At 51.7% G+C, this 15,414-nt stretch carries 17 protein-coding genes; 7 read left to right on the forward strand and 10 right to left on the reverse strand.

Going from position 1 to position 15,414, the window contains the following annotated elements:
• Window position 1 precedes the first annotated feature (1 nt).
• The 6 genes from OU789_RS13770 to hemJ form a co-directional block, all read right to left on the reverse strand.
• Window positions 2-817, reverse strand: coding sequence for a ParA family protein (locus tag OU789_RS13770; protein ID WP_263954534.1), 816 nt, complete (start codon window positions 815-817; stop codon window positions 2-4).
• A complete protein-coding gene (gene rsmG, locus OU789_RS13775) occupies window positions 810-1,436 on the reverse strand; it encodes a 16S rRNA (guanine(527)-N(7))-methyltransferase RsmG (protein ID WP_274656098.1) in 627 nt (208 codons plus the stop codon). Before rsmG ends, OU789_RS13770 begins: the two co-directional genes overlap by 8 nt.
• On the reverse strand, window positions 1,426-3,309 hold the full coding sequence (mnmG, locus tag OU789_RS13780) for a tRNA uridine-5-carboxymethylaminomethyl(34) synthesis enzyme MnmG (RefSeq protein WP_274656099.1): 1,884 nt from the start codon (window positions 3,307-3,309) through the stop codon (window positions 1,426-1,428). The genes rsmG and mnmG overlap by 11 nt, the downstream gene beginning before the upstream one ends.
• A 3-nt stretch (window positions 3,310-3,312) precedes the next feature.
• Window positions 3,313-4,593: a tRNA uridine-5-carboxymethylaminomethyl(34) synthesis GTPase MnmE gene (gene mnmE / locus OU789_RS13785; RefSeq protein ID WP_274656101.1), complete on the reverse strand. Its 1,281-nt coding sequence runs from the start codon at window positions 4,591-4,593 to the stop codon at window positions 3,313-3,315.
• Between the two features lie 34 nt (window positions 4,594-4,627).
• Window positions 4,628-5,899, reverse strand: coding sequence for a transcription termination factor Rho (gene rho / locus OU789_RS13790; RefSeq protein ID WP_263954538.1), 1,272 nt, complete (start codon window positions 5,897-5,899; stop codon window positions 4,628-4,630).
• A 124-nt stretch (window positions 5,900-6,023) separates the two neighbouring features.
• Window positions 6,024-6,476 carry a protoporphyrinogen oxidase HemJ gene (hemJ, locus tag OU789_RS13795; protein WP_263954539.1) on the reverse strand — a complete coding sequence of 151 codons (453 nt, stop codon included), beginning with the start codon at window positions 6,474-6,476 and terminating at the stop codon, window positions 6,024-6,026.
• Between the two features lie 405 nt (window positions 6,477-6,881).
• Between hemJ and OU789_RS13800 the strand changes: the two genes are divergently transcribed.
• Genes OU789_RS13800 through dnaQ form a run of 4 tightly spaced genes read left to right on the forward strand, consistent with a single transcriptional unit; the run spans window position 6,882 to window position 9,592 of the window.
• Window positions 6,882-7,481: a Maf family protein gene (locus OU789_RS13800; protein WP_274656102.1), complete on the forward strand. Its 600-nt coding sequence runs from the start codon at window positions 6,882-6,884 to the stop codon at window positions 7,479-7,481.
• The gene (locus OU789_RS13805; RefSeq protein WP_274656103.1) at window positions 7,478-8,314 is read left to right on the forward strand and encodes a shikimate dehydrogenase; all 837 of its coding nucleotides are present in this window, start codon (window positions 7,478-7,480) and stop codon (window positions 8,312-8,314) included. Before OU789_RS13800 ends, OU789_RS13805 begins: the two co-directional genes overlap by 4 nt.
• Window positions 8,311-8,910: a dephospho-CoA kinase gene (gene coaE, locus OU789_RS13810; protein WP_274656104.1), complete on the forward strand. Its 600-nt coding sequence runs from the start codon at window positions 8,311-8,313 to the stop codon at window positions 8,908-8,910. Before OU789_RS13805 ends, coaE begins: the two co-directional genes overlap by 4 nt.
• Window positions 8,903-9,592, forward strand: a complete 690-nt coding sequence (gene dnaQ, locus OU789_RS13815) for a DNA polymerase III subunit epsilon (protein ID WP_263954543.1) — start codon at window positions 8,903-8,905, stop codon at window positions 9,590-9,592. The genes coaE and dnaQ overlap by 8 nt, the downstream gene beginning before the upstream one ends.
• 1 nt (window position 9,593) lies before the next feature.
• Here dnaQ and secB read toward each other — a convergent pair whose 3' ends face one another.
• Together secB and OU789_RS13825 are read right to left on the reverse strand one after the other, a co-directional pair.
• Window positions 9,594-10,109, reverse strand: a complete 516-nt coding sequence (secB, locus tag OU789_RS13820) for a protein-export chaperone SecB (RefSeq protein ID WP_263954545.1) — start codon at window positions 10,107-10,109, stop codon at window positions 9,594-9,596.
• Between the two features lie 62 nt (window positions 10,110-10,171).
• The gene (locus OU789_RS13825) at window positions 10,172-10,657 is read right to left on the reverse strand and encodes an FxsA family protein (protein ID WP_263954546.1); all 486 of its coding nucleotides are present in this window, start codon (window positions 10,655-10,657) and stop codon (window positions 10,172-10,174) included.
• 106 nt (window positions 10,658-10,763) lie between these two features.
• Between OU789_RS13825 and OU789_RS13830 the strand changes: the two genes are divergently transcribed.
• The 3 genes from OU789_RS13830 to OU789_RS13840 are packed head-to-tail and all read left to right on the forward strand — an operon-like array spanning window position 10,764 to window position 13,042.
• The gene (locus OU789_RS13830; protein WP_263954547.1) at window positions 10,764-11,426 is read left to right on the forward strand and encodes a Tim44/TimA family putative adaptor protein; all 663 of its coding nucleotides are present in this window, start codon (window positions 10,764-10,766) and stop codon (window positions 11,424-11,426) included.
• Between the two features lie 5 nt (window positions 11,427-11,431).
• Window positions 11,432-12,445, forward strand: coding sequence for a murein transglycosylase A (gene mltA / locus OU789_RS13835; protein WP_274656107.1), 1,014 nt, complete (start codon window positions 11,432-11,434; stop codon window positions 12,443-12,445).
• On the forward strand, window positions 12,446-13,042 hold the full coding sequence (locus OU789_RS13840; protein WP_274656108.1) for a Smr/MutS family protein: 597 nt from the start codon (window positions 12,446-12,448) through the stop codon (window positions 13,040-13,042).
• On the opposite strand, the gene OU789_RS13845 is transcribed toward OU789_RS13840, so the two are convergent.
• Window positions 13,025-14,248, reverse strand: coding sequence for an MFS transporter (locus OU789_RS13845; RefSeq protein WP_274656110.1), 1,224 nt, complete (start codon window positions 14,246-14,248; stop codon window positions 13,025-13,027). The genes OU789_RS13840 and OU789_RS13845 overlap by 18 nt on opposite strands.
• A 53-nt stretch (window positions 14,249-14,301) precedes the next feature.
• Window positions 14,302-15,405, reverse strand: coding sequence for an alpha/beta hydrolase (locus OU789_RS13850; protein WP_274656111.1), 1,104 nt, complete (start codon window positions 15,403-15,405; stop codon window positions 14,302-14,304).
• Window positions 15,406-15,414: the final 9 nt, after the last annotated feature.

Genomic DNA, 15,414 nt, shown 5'->3' on the forward strand with positions numbered 1-15,414 from the left:
TCTAAGCCTTTGTTTTCGCTTGTTTATGTCGGTTTGTGAGCTCTCGTGCGACTGCTATGTACGCTAAGCTGCCCTTTGACGAAGGCTCATAGTCTACGACTGGCATAGCATAGGACGGCGCCTCGCTCACACGTACATTTCGGGGAATAACGGTTTTGAACACAAGATCGCCGAGGTTGTCGCGCGCATCTGCCTCAACAAGCTGTGATAGGTTATTCCGCTGGTCGTACATGGTCAGGATAATGCCCTCGATCCGCAAATTTTTGTTCGCTGTCTCGCGTACCTCACGAATTGTGAGCATAAGCTGAGAAAGCCCTTCAAGTGCAAAGAACTCACTTTGAAGTGGAACAAGAACAGAATCCGCAGCAACCATCGCATTTACAGTCAGCAGATTCAGCGATGGTGGGCAGTCGATGAGCACGTAATCAAGCTGGTAATCATCCATTTCACGCTGCCGGAGTGCGTCATAGAGCAAAAAGCTGCGTTTTTCGTTTGAAATCAATTCGATATCTGCCGAACTCAAGTCTGTTGTCGCAGCAATAATCTTGAGATTATTCACTTTTGTGGGCTGGATAACATCAGACAGCGCCGCATCATTCACCAACAAATCATATGTGGTGTAAGCTCTCTGATCTCGGCTCACGCCCAAACCAGTCGATGCGTTACCCTGCGGGTCAAGATCAACCAACAATACACGATACCCGGACTTCGCCAGTGCTGCGCCGAGGTTAATTGCCGTTGTTGTCTTGCCGACCCCGCCCTTCTGGTTTGCAACTGCTATAATTCTGGGAGCCGCAGGGCGTGTGGGATCAGACATGAATGATATTTCCGATTCTTAGAATTCTGGCGTCAGTATCGGTTGCGCTTGGAAATTCTTCTAGTTCAAATTTCCAATTTTGTTGCGCTTCCTTGATCTCCTGTTGCACCTTCGCCCCTTTTGGGAAAATGCTCACTGTTCCTTCAACACCGTGGCGCTTACTAAACTCGAATAACTGATTCAATGAAGCTAGCGCTCTTGCAGAAATTACATCAGCTCTTTGCGGTTCAAGCGTTTCGATACGCTCGGTCAGAACAGTAAACTTTGCCCCTGTTTCACGTGAAACAGTCCGAAGAAATGCGCATTTCCTTTGGTCGCTCTCAACCAGAGTGAATTTCGCTTCCGGTGTTTTCTCAGCACCGAGAATCGCCGCAACCGCACCAGGAAAACCTCCGCCACTTCCAAGATCTAGCCAATGTGTAATACGCGGCGCGAGTTGAAAAACCTGAATAGAATCAACAATATGGCGGCTCCAAAGATCAGAGAGCGTTGATTTCGATACAAGGTTGATCCGTGGATTCCATTTTTTTACAAGCTCGGCATAAACCTCAAGTCGCTCCACTGTTTCACGTGAAACATCGTCGAGGTATGCTTCTACTGAAACAGGATTAGCCGACACTTTTGCTGCTCTTCTCGAGTTTACGCGCGGTGGCCAACAAAAGAGTTAGCGCTGCAGGTGTCATCCCTTGAATTCGGCCAGCCTGTGCGATCGAACTTGGACGGGCGTTCGCAAGCTTCAGACGCAATTCATTTGAGAGGCCATCAAGCGAGGCATAGTCAAAGTCCTTTGGCAACGATTGCGCTTCATCCCGTTTAATTGCATCAACATCCTTACGCTGCCGCTCAATATAGATAGAATACGCGGCATCTCGCGAGACCTGCTCCTGTATCGTCGGATCAATCTGTTGAAGCGATTCATCAAGCCCCGCTACGACATCAAAAGTAACTTCTGGAATTGAAAGTGCTTCGAATGCTGTTTTTCGAGGGCCGTCCTTATTGATTTTGACACCCGCGTCGGCGAGTTGCCGCGAAGTAACGGAAATTGACTTTAGCTGATTTGTGGCGCTCTCAAGCTGCTCTGATTTCTTTGCGAACGCCGCTTTTCTTTCTTCTCCAACACATCCAAGCGAAATACCAAGTGGCGTCAACCTTTGATCAGCATTGTCGGCGCGCAACGAAAGCCGGAACTCAGCACGCGACGTAAACATACGATAAGGCTCCGAAACCCCGCGCGTCACAAGGTCGTCAATCATCACGCCAATGTATGACTCCGCCCTGCTGAAAATAACCGGCTCAACCTCTTTCGCCTTGCGCGCGGCATTCAACCCAGCAACCAATCCTTGCGCGGCCGCCTCTTCATAGCCGGTGGTTCCGTTGATTTGGCCAGCCAAAAACAGTCCTGGAACGTTTTTCAGTTCGAGTGTCGGAGACAACGCAACCGGGTCAATATAGTCATATTCAATCGCATAACCCGGCTGAATTATCTTTGTGTTTTCAAGTCCATAAATCGAATGAACGTAATCTTCCTGAACATCTGCCGGCAGCGAGGTTGAGATCCCGTTTGGGTAAACCGTGTGGTCATCGAGCCCTTCTGGCTCTAAAAATATCTGGTGAGAACTCTTCTCTGCGAACCGAACAACTTTGTCTTCGATTGAAGGGCAGTACCGTGGCCCTACACCTTCGATATGGCCGCCGTACATTGCAGATTTTTCTAAGTTCGCGCGGATAATCTCATGTGTCTTTTCATTCGTATGAGTAATCCCGCAGGAGATTTGCGGCACGGAAACCGAGTTTGACATAAAGGAGAACAAGACCGGATCCTCGTCTCCGGGTTGCATCTCAAGGTCATCCCAACGAATTGTACGCCCATCTAGTCGCGGCGGCGTCCCTGTTTTCAAACGGCTAAGCGGAAGATCGAATGAATCAATTCGTTCCGCAAGCTTGGTGGAGGGTTTATCACCCATCCTTCCGCCAGGTCTCCGCTCATCACCAATATGAATAACGCCGCGCAGGAATGTTCCAGTTGTTAAAACAACAGCTTTTGAAGAAATCTCAGAACCATCCGCCAAAACAATCCCACAGACACTTCCTTGATCCATCAGAAAATCAGCGGCTTCGCCCTCGATAACAGTAAGCCCTTCGCAAGCTTCGATCTCTTGAAGCATCGACTCGCGGTAAATCTTTCTATCGGCTTGTGCGCGCGGCCCCTGAACGGCTGGCCCCTTGCGGCGATTCAACAACCGAAACTGGATTCCAGCTTTATCCGCAACGCGACCCATAACGCCATCGAGCGCATCAATCTCCCGAACCAAGTGGCCTTTTCCCAAACCACCTATTGCAGGGTTGCAAGACATTACACCTAGTCCAGAACGTTTTAACGTTACCAGAGCAGTTCTCGCGCCAAAACGGGCGGCTGCATGTGCTGCATCTGCACCTGCATGGCCACCACCAACAACGATTACGTCAAAATCCGAATGTTTCACGTGAAACACTCCTTACTTACCCAAGCAAAAACTTGCGAATATTTCATCCAACAGATGCTCAACATCCACACGGCCGACAATTGAATCCAGAGCTCGAACAACGCTCCGAAGTTCTTCGGCAGCAAGTTCAGCGCGCTCTTCACCACGCAATACCTCAAGTCGGGCTGATTCTAAAGCCTCGATTCCTTGATCAATTGCCATGCGATGACGCTCATGCGTTGCTGTTACAGCACCTTGTGCTCTTTCCGACAGAATGCTCGATATATTGTGGACGAGCATAGAAACACCATCGCCGGTTTTTCCAGACACGCCCGGTTTTCCGCTTATGTCAGACTTGCCGGACACTTGGATATCATCTTTTTCCGGCTTCAATCCGCGAAAACCGCCATCGTCAGCAGATAAGAAAACACGAAAGTCAGCATGTTTTGCCCGCTCTATCGCGCGTTCAATTCCAATACCTTCGACATGATCCTTAGTTTCGCGCAACCCAGCAGTATCAAGAAAAGTGACTGCAAGCCCGTTCAAATCCATTCTGACTTCGATGACATCGCGCGTGGTACCGGCAAATTCAGATGTGATCGCAGCCTCTCTCCCCGCAAGAGCGTTTAGCAAGGTCGACTTCCCGGCATTAGGAGGCCCTACAATCGCGACCTCAAACCCTTCGCGAATCCGCTCGGAAATGTAGCTCCCTTTGGATTCCGCCTTTAGTTCATCGCTTACGCGATCGATAAGCTCCAAAACCTCGGGCGAAACATCGACCGGAACCTCTTCATCGGCAAAATCAATTGTAGCTTCAAGAAGAGCCGCCGCACGGATCAGGTCTGTGCGCCAACGTTCGGCCTTCTCGCCCAGCGCGCCAGACAGGACTTTCAATGCCTGCCTACGCTGCGCCTCTGTCTCGGCGTCAATGAGATCTGCGAGGCCTTCGACCTGCGCAAGATCGAGGCACCCATTTTCAAGAGCACGCCTCGTGAATTCTCCGGGTTCGGCAAGGCGCAAGCCAGCTATCTTTGAAAGCGCGGCCAAGGTTGCACGTATTGTTGCCACAGAACCATGCAGATGCAGTTCTGTAACGGCCTCACCTGTAAAGCTCGCGCCCTCTGGAAAACAAAGCACCAAAGCCTCATCCAACAGAACATCATCAACAACAAGCCGCCTTAACGCTGCCTTCCGTAGCGCGGGTCGTTCTACGCCAAAATGGGTAAGACACGCATGCGCATGTGGTCCGGAAATCCGAACCACAGCGACGCCGGCCTTGCCGGTCGCAGAAGCGAGAGCGTAAATCGTATCCATTTTAAACCGTTATTATTAAACAACAATTACCAAATCAGGTATTCATTGAATCGAAGAAGTCAGAGTTGGTCTTGGTTTGCTTCAGCTTGGAAATCAAGAACTCGATCGCATCTGTTGTACCCATCGGATTGAGGATACGGCGCAGGACGAAGGTTTTCTGAAGATCAACTTTATCTACCAGCAGGTCTTCTTTCCGTGTACCGGATTTTAGAATATCCATCGCAGGGAATACGCGCTTATCGGCAACCTTACGATCAAGAACGATCTCGCTGTTGCCTGTGCCTTTGAATTCTTCAAAGATCACTTCGTCCATCCGCGAACCGGTATCAATCAACGCTGTCGCAATAATGGTGAGCGAGCCACCTTCTTCGATATTCCGCGCAGCACCAAAGAACCGCTTCGGACGTTGCAGCGCGTTGGCATCCACACCACCGGTCAGAACCTTACCAGAGGACGGCACAACTGTGTTGAACGCACGACCAAGGCGCGTGATCGAGTCAAGCAGGATCACAACATCGCGCTTGTGCTCAACAAGGCGCTTGGCCTTTTCGATCACCATTTCAGAAACGGCTACGTGGCGGGTCGCTGGCTCATCGAAGGTAGAAGATACAACTTCGCCCTTCACGCTGCGCTGCATGTCTGTAACTTCTTCTGGGCGCTCGTCGATCAACAGAACAATCAGATAGCACTCAGGGTGGTTCTTTTCGATGCTGGAGGCGATATTCTGCAGCAGAACGGTTTTACCAGTCCGCGGCGGCGCAACGATCAACGAACGCTGCCCTTTCCCGATCGGCGCTACAAGGTCGATGATGCGCGCGGAACGATCCTTGGTTGTTGGATCATCAGTTTCCATCTTGAGCCGCTCGTCTGGATACAGCGGTGTCAGGTTATCGAAGTTAATCTTATGCTTAGCACGCTCAGGCTCTTCGAAGTTGATCGCAGTGACCTTTGTCATCGCGAAATAACGTTCGTTATCGCCAGGTGCCTTTATCAACCCGTCAACGGTATCTCCGGTGCGCATAGAGAAAGACCGGATCATTTCAGGAGAGACATAAATATCATCCGGACCGGGAAGATAGTTCGCTTCCGGGCTCCGAAGGAATCCAAAACCATCCTGAAGCACTTCAAGAACACCGTCTCCAGATACTTCCCAACCTTCGTCTGCACGTTCCCGCAGAATGTGGAACATGATCTCGCCCTTGCGCATTGTTGAGGCGTTTTCAATCTCGAGGTCTTCGGCCATCGACAAAAGGTCTTTTGGCTTTAGCTGTTTCAACTCGGCAAGAGTGAGGGATTGATTTGTCATGGAGATACGTCCTGATCCGGCCTGAACAGGCGCGCGGATGATTTTTGAATACAAATAGAAAGCAAGCAACCGGACGGCTGCCTACTCGCTACATAGGAGGCAAATGAGTTTGAGTCAATCCAGCTTAGAATGGACGCGCTATTATTGAAACGACGATAATCACCAAAAGCACGGTCGGGACTTCGTTCAGCATCCGATAATACCGACCCGACTTCTCGTTCTCACCCCGTTCAAAGGCCTTCCGATACCGAGACAACATCCCATGCACTCCGGACAGGGCCAGAACACTTGCAAACTTCGTATAAGGCCACACAGCGCTCCAATCGATAACTCCTGGCGTGAGCACAAGGAGAATACCAAACAGCCACGCCGCATTCATTGCAGGATTGATGATCACCTTAATCAATCGCCGTTCCATGAGTTGAAAGAGCTTGTCAGTCTCACTGCCCTTCTCAACGCTTTCGACGTGATAAACAAATAAACGGGGCAAATAGAACATCCCCGCCATCCACGCGAAAACGGAAATCACATGTAGGCATTTAATCCAAAGATAGAATGGCAAGAGAAATTCAAACATCACTGCTCCTCATAGTTTGGCCAATCTATAATAATAAATAGAAAGAAGATAAAAGGATGATGATTATGTAGTGGGATGAAATTCTGTGGATTATTGAATCTTCCCACGTTTTATACATGAAGGGAATTTTCAAAGAACAATCAAAATGATTCTGTGGAGTATCTGATTTAATCTATGAATAATAATAATTTAGATCAAAATGACTTGTGGACTGACTCTGTAGAGAAATCTGGTAACCAGCGTGGTTTAAGGTTATCCACGGAAAAAAATTATCCTAACCCACAGTGCATATAATCCCTGAACAGACGCATAAATGGCAGGGTTTCCCCAGCCGCTCGATCAGGGACATGTTACCCACAATTTCATCCGCGGAGTTTCCGTGTAATAATCCACAGGTTCATACACATGCCCTCTGAAATCATTCTTGCTTCCGGTTCTTCAATTCGCCGCGAAATGCTTCAGAACGCGGAAGTGGCGTTCTCCGTTGATGCACCGAATATTGATGAGAAGACGATAAAAGAGGCCTTGTCGGCACGGAAGGAAGGAGCAGAGGCTATTGCGCTCGCTTTAGCTACGGAGAAGGCCCTAGCGATAAGTCGGAAGCAAACCGCTGCATGCGTGATCGGATGTGACCAGACGCTCGAATTTGAAGGCGCGTTATTAAGTAAAGCGACATCGAAAGATCAGCAGCTTGCGCAACTCGAACGTCTTCAGGGCAAGCCGCATTTTCTGCACTCAGCTGTTGTTGTCTGTGAAGGTGGTAAGCCCATTTGGCATCACGTGAGTTCGGTGCGTCTAGAGATGCGAACCTGTTCTCACTCCTATTTGCGCGACTATGTCGAAAGGAATTGGCAACAAATTCGCCACTGTGTCGGAGGCTATCAACTCGAAAAAGAGGGTGTGCGCTTGTTTAGCCGCATCGAAGGAGACTATTTTACGGTTCTGGGGCTCCCTTTGTTAGAGCTTCTGTCCTATCTGGCATCGCAAGGAAAACTGTCAACATGAGCGAAGAACGTATCCCACTGGCCGGCGTGATTGGATCTCCGATTGCACATAGCCGATCTCCTGCCGTTCATGGACATTGGCTAAAGAAGTACGGAATTCAGGGCTATTATGTACCGATGCACATCGAACGCCCTGATCTGCGCGAAGCTATTCGGACTTTGCCAAAGCTCGGGTTCATTGGCGTAAACGTGACGATTCCTCATAAGGAAGAAGTTTTGGAAATGGCCGATCTGGTTACGGATCGTGCGGCGTTGATCGGCGCGGCCAATACGCTGATTTTCCGTAAAGACGGGAAAATTCACGCAGATAATACAGATGGGTATGGTTTCATTGAAAACATTCGCCAAGGCGCGCCAGACTGGGAGCCGGACATCGGGCCAGCGGTTGTGTTTGGTGCGGGCGGCGCGGCGCGGGCCGTAATCGCGAGCCTGCTTGAAGTTGGTGTTCCTGAAATTCTCCTGACCAACCGAACAAAAAACCGAGCGGAGGCGCTCAAAGGCGATTTCGGTAAGAAAGTTACCGTGGTTGATTGGGTGCAAGCTGGTAACATTCTTGAAGATGCCAAAACCGTGGTGAATACCACCTCGCTTGGGATGGATGGCGCGGCGGAGTTCAGGGTTCCGCTAGACGGCCTTCGCAAAGGTACGCTGGTCACAGACCTTGTCTATACGCCGCTTAACACGCAACTGCTTTTGGAAGCTGAAGAACGCGGATGCCAAACCGTGGATGGTCTCGGCATGCTTCTTCATCAAGCGGCCCCTGCATTTGAGCGCTGGTTTGGCGTGCGTCCTGAAGTTGACGAAGAATTGCGCAACGTGGCGCTTTCAGCATGACGACCCCGTTCCTACTTGGCCTTACGGGTTCGATTGGGATGGGAAAATCAACCACAGCTAAAATGTTTGCGGAACTCGGATGTGATGTCTGGGATGCTGATGCGGCGGTGCATCGCCTTTACGCGAAAGGTGGCGCGGCGGTAGAGGCCATCGCAAACCTACTTCCAGACGCGGTGTCAGATGGCGAGGTGCAGCGCGACACCCTCAAGTCGCACATAAAAGAAAATCCCGAGGTCCTCTCGAAAATCGAAGACATCGTTCATCCGCTTGTCGCCGAAGATCGCGCGCGGTTCATTGAGCAATCCAACGCTGAAATTGTTGTGCTTGATATCCCGCTGTTATTTGAGAACGGGACAGAGTCAGAGTTTGATGCTGTCGCTGTTGTTTCGGTTGATCCAGACACCCAAAGAAAGCGCGTTATGGCGCGGGGGCAGATGAGCGAAGAGATGTTTGGGAAAATTCGCGCCAAGCAAATGCCGAACGCCGAGAAAGAGGCGCGTGCAGATTTCGTTATTCCCACGTATAACCTCCAAGACGCAAAGAAGGCTGTTGAAGCAATCGTCATGAAAATCAGAGCAGGAGAGATTCATGCGTGAATTGGTGATGGATACGGAAACCACCGGCTTTAAACCCGAAGAAGGTGACCGGTTGGTTGAGATTGGCGCTGTGGAGCTTTGGAACCACGTGCCGACCGGCAAGACTTATCATCAGTACATCAACCCGATGCGGGATATGCCCGAAGACGCCTTTAAGGTTCATGGGCTTTCGGAGGAGTTTCTTTCGGATAAGCCCGTCTTTAAAGATGTGGCGCAGGACTTCCTTGATTTCATAGGAAATGATCGCCTTGTAATCCACAACGCTGCTTTTGATATGAAATTCCTGAACGCGGAGCTTGGGTGGCTAAACCGCCCGCCGCTTCCGATGTCACAGGCGTTGGATACGCTCGCAATTGCTCGCAAGAAGTTCCCCGGCTCTCCTGCGTCGCTTGATGCGCTTTGCCGACGGTTCGGTATCGATAACTCCAACCGCGTGTTGCACGGCGCGTTGCTTGACTCCGAAATCTTGGCCGAGGTGTACCTTGAGCTTATTGGCGGACGTCAGCCGGATTTTGCGCTAAAAGCGGATCAAAACCAAAAGGTTGATGTGTCATCTGGAGAAGAGTGGCGGCCGCAGCGACGTCAAAACCCTCTTCCTTCGCGGCTTACCGAGGAAGAGGCCGCCGCCCACGCAAAGTTTATTGCGGAACTGGGCGACGGCGCTATCTGGAACAAAGCCTGACTTAGGAAGCAGGTGTTGTTTGCGCGGCCGCTTCGGCCTGTGCGCGGCGCTGAAGCTCGGAGCGGTAAAGCGCGAGGAAGTCGATTGTCTCGAGGTTGAGCGGCGGGAAGCCACCATCACGCGTAACATCGCCAACGATCCGGCGCACATATGGGAATAGCATCCGTGGGCACTCGATCAGCAAGAACGGGTGCATTTGCTCGTCAGGAACGTTTTGGATGTGGAAGATACCACCATACTCCAGCTCCATGAGGAACATCGGATCTTGGGTGTCTTTGATGTTGCTCACAACTTTGAGCTTCATGATGACTTCGTACTGGTTTTCAACCGAGCGCTTTTTGGCGTCGAGGTTAACCTGAACCTGTACGTCTGGTTGCGCAGCGTTTGTGATACCCTTTTGCGCAACGATGTTTTCAAACGAAAGATCGCGTACGAACTGGGCCAGAACTTGCATCACGGGCTGCGACGGCGCTGCGGCGGCTTTTGGCTCGGCTGCACCGTTTGTTTCTTCTGTCATTCTCTTATTCTCCTAAAAGGCAGTCATTCTTGAGGCGTCTGTATCAGGTTGCGCCATGAGCCTCAATCCTTGGTCCATCCAGAGGGCTGATCGGGCTTCTTTTGTGAGGGGCTCACCTCTTGATAATCCCCGTCAATCACATCCTCGGACGGGTTAGGGCGCGGGTCGTATGCAGATTGGGTATGAACCGAATAGCTCTGAACCTTCATCCGCGAAGATACATAGCGGATCACTGCAGCGCGGACCGGCGGCATCAGAAGCGAAATCCCGACGCTATCGGTAAAGAAGCCGGGCGTCAGAAGCAAAACACCAGCCACAAGGATCATCGCGCCATGTGCCAACGGCTCTGTTGGGTCTCGCATTTCACCGAATGATTGGCGGAGCGAGTTCATCGCCAAAGCGCCCTGAACCCGCATCAGATATGACCCGAGAACAGCCGTCAGGATCACAATGCCGATAGTCGGCCAGGTTCCAATAACTTCGCCAACTTGCAGGAAAAGCCAGATTTCTAGGATCGGCACCGCAACAAAAGCGATTAATAGCCACATTTTGATGTTATCCTTCGTGTTGCCCGCATTGTTTCTGGTGCGGTCCTACACTACATAAGACCACAAGACGTGAGTTTCCAATTTTTTCCTTCGATACGAGGTTTCGATGAGCGGTGGCGGACTACAACTTCTGGTATTGGCCGGAATAGCCCTATTTCTGATACTCAAGCTCCGCAGTGTGCTTGGGACACGTGACGGCTATGAGCCCACGCAAAACGCTCAAGCCCAACAAGCGGCGCGCAAGGCGGTCAGCGGATTTGAGGTAATCGATGGTGGTGTTGATCGGGATATCCTCGATAACATTGATGGCAACCCGAAAGCGGTTGAAGCCCTAACCGAGATGAAAAAGGTTGAACCGAACTTCAGCGTAACCGAGTTCCTCGGTGGCGCGCGTGGTGCGTATGAAATGATCCTGATGAGCTTTGAGCGTGGAGACATCAAGGAGATCGAACCGTTCCTCTCTGAAGACGTTGCCGATAGCTTCACCGAAGTTATCGCCGCACGCGAAGACCAAGGCCTTACCATTGAGGCCGAGTTTGTGGGTGTTCGCGAGCTTGCACTTGTCGATGCGGAGTTTGACACCACAACCAAGCAAGCCGAAATGAAAATCAAATTCGTTGGTGAGCTTACATCCGTTGTGAAAGACAAAGACGGCAAGATCATCGAGGGTGACGCCCAAACCGTGAAGCGCCAGAAAGATGTCTGGACCTTTGCGCGCGAAATGGGTGCGAACGATCCGAACTGGCAGCTGGTTCAAACCGGCGAGTAATTCACGTGCTGCGTTGGCTGATAACCGGGCTGGGATTTGTCCTCGCTCCGCTTGCGGCCAACGCAGAAACGACCGCGCGCGTTCTTGAATTTGATACGCTGTCCGGCTGGCAGGATGATGACCATGCCGCCGCGCTTGATGTGTTTCAGGAAACATGCCGTTTGATGGATGATGCCGAGTGGCGCAACCTTTGCGCTTTCGCGGCGACGGGCCCTGACGCCAAGAATTTCTTCGAGCTGTTCTTTCGACCTGTCCTAATCGAAGACGGCTCCCCTGCTTTGTTTACCGGATATTTTGAGCCGGAGCTGTTTGGGTCACGGAGCCGAAACGGGCAATACCGCTACCCGCTCTATCGAAAGCCCCCTGCTGAATACGTCAATCTTACGCGAAAAGAGATTGATCAAAGCAGCTTACTGAGCGGCCTTGCGATTGCGTGGGTCGATAATCCGGTCGATGTCTATTACCTGCAAATTCAAGGCTCAGGTCGCGTTCGTTTGACCGATGGAAGCGCAATTCGTGTTGGCTATGGGGGTGAAAACGGTCACCCAAATCGATCAATCGCGCAGGAACTTATCAATCGCGGGATCATGAAACGAAGCGAGGCCTCAAACGCGCGCATTCGGTCTTGGTTTAACCGCAATCCAAGCCTCGGGCAGGAAATTCTTTGGACGAACCCTTCTTATGTGTTCTTTCGGAAGGTCTCGGTTCCGGGAAACAAAGGGCCGCGCGGGGCGATGAACCGTTCCATAACGGCGCTTCGTTCGCTCGCCGTTGATCCGCGGTACATCCCGCTCGGTGCGCCCGTTTGGATGGAAAAATCTGGGCGGCTTGCGCTGAAACGATTGATGGTGGCGCAGGATACGGGTGCCGCAATCAAGGGTGCACAGCGGGCAGATGTTTTCTTTGGAACGGGTGCCGCAGCCGGAGAGATTGCCGCGCAAACCAATGACGCGGGGCGGATGGTTGTTCTGATGCCGATCCAAACAGCATTTGCGATTGCGCCAGATTGGGCTGAGTAAATGAAAAAGCCCCGCGGACTACATCCAGATGAAGAAGCGCTTTGGCGTGTTGTTTCCGAACAGGCCGAGCCGCTGCACCCAAAACAACCGCTTACAAACTCTGGCGCTTCGATTCCTGATCCAAAGCGCAAACCGGTCAAGATTAACAAATCCGGCCTGCGCGCCTTCAATATCGGAGAGAAGGCCCCGCACCGCAATCAAAGCCATGATCTAAAACCCGCATTGTCAGACCGGATCGGGCAAGCACCAGTTCATATGGATCACAAGACCTTCGGCAAGATGAAGCGTGGCCGCATCATTCCAGAAGGCAAACTTGATCTTCACGGAAAGACAATGGCGCAAGCCCACCCCGCGCTTAATCGCTTTATCCTTGATGCCTATGCCGATGGAAAACGCCTTGTGCTTGTTGTGACGGGCAAAGGCAAACATCGTGATGAACCGGGGCCGATTCCTGTTCCTTTCGGTGTTTTGAAACATCAGGTACCGCAATGGCTGATGATGGCGCCGCTTCGCTCTGCTGTTTTGCAGGTCAGCGAAGCACATCTAAAACACGGCGGAAGCGGGGCCTATTACGTTTACCTACGCAGGCACCGCTAAGAAGGGTTTTACCCAGCGCATCCCAGCAGCAACAAGGATACAGGCCAAAGCGAAGTAAAGCGCAATGCCGTACATCTGCTGGCCAAAGTCGATGTTCATGTCAATTAACGCTCCAGTAAGACCCGGTCCGATTGCGGATGCCGCAACCATGATCGCAGCGGCCATTGCTTTGATCGAACCGAGATGCTTGGTGCCATAGAACTCGGCCCACAAAGCAGGGAATGCAACTGTGCTCGCGCCTTGCGAAAGCCCAAGGAAACCGAGCGCGACTGCCATTCCAGTAAGCGTTGAGCCAGATGCAGCAAGCGCAAATCCAAGCGCCATCGGGGCAAGGCAAAATGGTAGGATGCGCGGAGTCGAGAAACGGTCGATCAAGACTCCGGTAAGTACCATGGAAAAAGCACTTATGAGCGTAAAGATTGGAAACAGAGCCACGAACCCGAGGTGGGTAAAGCCTTTGATCTCGACGATATGAACCTGTTGAAAGAAGAAGGATGTCATGAAGCATGGCGGCCCAAGAAGTGCTGGCAGCATGAACCAGAACAATGGATTCCCGAGGACCTGTTTACGTCGCCAATGATGCCCGCCCATTCCCACGGCCTGATTTTCCTTGGCCAAAGATTGGGGTGTTCGCTCGTAGCGCAGGAGCGTGACAAGCAGGGGAATGGCGAGCAGAACGAGGAGCGCAGCCAACAGCCAGAGTTTTTGCCAAGCAAAATAAGCCATCAATGATACGAAGATAAACGGCAGCAATGCCTCGCCGGATTTGAACCCGAGCGAAGCAATGGCAAGCGCCCTCCCGCGAGTGGCAACAAACCATCGCGCCATTGAAACTGTGGTGGCGTGGGCGGTCATGCCCTGCCCTGTAAACCGAAGCGCAAAGATGACGAATACAAGCGCCGTCGCGTTCGGAACAAAGGCCATCGCAACACAAGACAGCGCCAGCAACCCAAGGACAGTCGCACCCAAAACACGAATGCGCAAATGGTCAACGAGCCCCCCAGCCCAGACCATAACAACTGCTGATGCGGAGGTTCCGAGCAGATAGATCCCGCCCCACGCCCCATGCGATAAATCAAAGTCGCTGCGGATCGAGCCAGCGAAAATCGAAATAAAGTAGGTCTGTCCGAAACTGGATGTCAGGGCCAGCAGAAAGCCAGCGGCGAGCCAGCGGGCGTTTGCCGCGAGGAAATTTAGAAATGTCATAGGGGTCCTTTGTTGCCGCGGAGTTTGGCCCGAGCGACAAGAAATGAAAACCCCTATTTCAAAACATCTTGAACCGGGTCCAGAATAATTTCCGTTGTACGTTGAAGCGTAAAAGCAACGCCTGGAACGATACCGGTCGATGTTGAAGGCTCTGACTGTAGGGCCTCATTCAGAACGCTCATGTTGTTAAGCATCTCAATGGCCATGGGGCTTGTTGCTGCCGTGAAATGCCCAAGCCTGTCTGAATCTGGAATGTTGGACAGGTTGAAGACCGTGACTTCGAATTCTGCAATCTCATGCACGCCTTCGATGTTTCCAAGCCGGTTTGGCTGGCCGGTTATGAGCGCGGATACGCGGAGGGCACGGTCGCGGTCTGACACAACTATGCCGAAGGGTTGCGGCAGTTTTTCAATGCGGCTTGCTTGTTCAAAGAACACATCAATGTCGATATCTGGGGAAATAAGAAGAACCCCGGATACCAACTCGCCCAATTTGTTCTGATTACCAAGCGCAATGGAGCGCAGCGTTTCCATGACAAGCGAGCTTCCAACAGAATGCCCGATGATCAGAATTTCGCTCGCACCCGCGCGGTCGATTGCGTCTATGAAATTCTCGAAGTTGTTCCGCGCCGCAAGCACACTGTCGCGATCATAGGCATACCCGAAGGCACTCCCCGCGCTGGGCCATGAGAAATGCGCCATCTCACCGGTGAATGTGAAATCCTCTGCGATTTGCGCAGCGCGATAGAGCCCTTCGGAGAAATTGTTGTTGAAACCGTGGACATAGACAACAACATGCCGCTCGCTGGGCGCGCGTTTAAGCAACCGAGCCCGCAAACTGCGCTCAAAGCTATCTTGCCCATTAAAAAGGTTGGCCCGAACGGTGGCGAAATCTTTGGACGTGTCGACTTTGCCATTTGACCAGTTGATTTCACCCGCAGTCCTGTTTGGCGGAATGGAGATATCAAACTCGACAAATCGTGTCTCGCGCGAACGCTCGTCGCCAAACCCGACGGTTCGGTCTGGCATGCGGTTGGTGGCAACGTGAATGGTCTGAAGGCTGGCAGTATCGGCGCGCTCGGCAAATCGTATTTCACCGCGCTGAGCACAGGCAGCGAGAATTGCTAAAGCAGCAATAAATACTATTCGCAGAGTCACAATACATGG

The organism is Halocynthiibacter sp. C4, assembly GCF_028823805.1.
GTDB lineage: Bacteria > Pseudomonadota > Alphaproteobacteria > Rhodobacterales > Rhodobacteraceae > Falsihalocynthiibacter > Falsihalocynthiibacter halioticoli.

What these genes read in the sequence shown, in the direction of transcription:
- secB (WP_263954545.1), bottom strand. Translation starts at nt 10,109, where the DNA reads ATGACAGAAGAAACAAACGGTGCAGCCGAGCCAAAAGCCGCCGCAGCG.
- OU789_RS13805 (WP_274656103.1), top strand. Translation starts at nt 7,478, where the DNA reads ATGAGCGAAGAACGTATCCCACTGGCCGGCGTGATTGGATCTCCGATT.
- hemJ (WP_263954539.1), bottom strand. Translation starts at nt 6,476, where the DNA reads ATGTTTGAATTTCTCTTGCCATTCTATCTTTGGATTAAATGCCTACAT.
- OU789_RS13825 (WP_263954546.1), bottom strand. Translation starts at nt 10,657, where the DNA reads ATGTGGCTATTAATCGCTTTTGTTGCGGTGCCGATCCTAGAAATCTGG.
- dnaQ (WP_263954543.1), top strand. Translation starts at nt 8,903, where the DNA reads ATGCGTGAATTGGTGATGGATACGGAAACCACCGGCTTTAAACCCGAA.
- mnmE (WP_274656101.1), bottom strand. Translation starts at nt 4,593, where the DNA reads ATGGATACGATTTACGCTCTCGCTTCTGCGACCGGCAAGGCCGGCGTC.
- OU789_RS13840 (WP_274656108.1), top strand. Translation starts at nt 12,446, where the DNA reads ATGAAAAAGCCCCGCGGACTACATCCAGATGAAGAAGCGCTTTGGCGT.
- OU789_RS13770 (WP_263954534.1), bottom strand. Translation starts at nt 817, where the DNA reads ATGTCTGATCCCACACGCCCTGCGGCTCCCAGAATTATAGCAGTTGCA.
- rho (WP_263954538.1), bottom strand. Translation starts at nt 5,899, where the DNA reads ATGACAAATCAATCCCTCACTCTTGCCGAGTTGAAACAGCTAAAGCCA.
- OU789_RS13800 (WP_274656102.1), top strand. Translation starts at nt 6,882, where the DNA reads ATGCCCTCTGAAATCATTCTTGCTTCCGGTTCTTCAATTCGCCGCGAA.
- coaE (WP_274656104.1), top strand. Translation starts at nt 8,311, where the DNA reads ATGACGACCCCGTTCCTACTTGGCCTTACGGGTTCGATTGGGATGGGA.
- OU789_RS13845 (WP_274656110.1), bottom strand. Translation starts at nt 14,248, where the DNA reads ATGACATTTCTAAATTTCCTCGCGGCAAACGCCCGCTGGCTCGCCGCT.
- OU789_RS13830 (WP_263954547.1), top strand. Translation starts at nt 10,764, where the DNA reads ATGAGCGGTGGCGGACTACAACTTCTGGTATTGGCCGGAATAGCCCTA.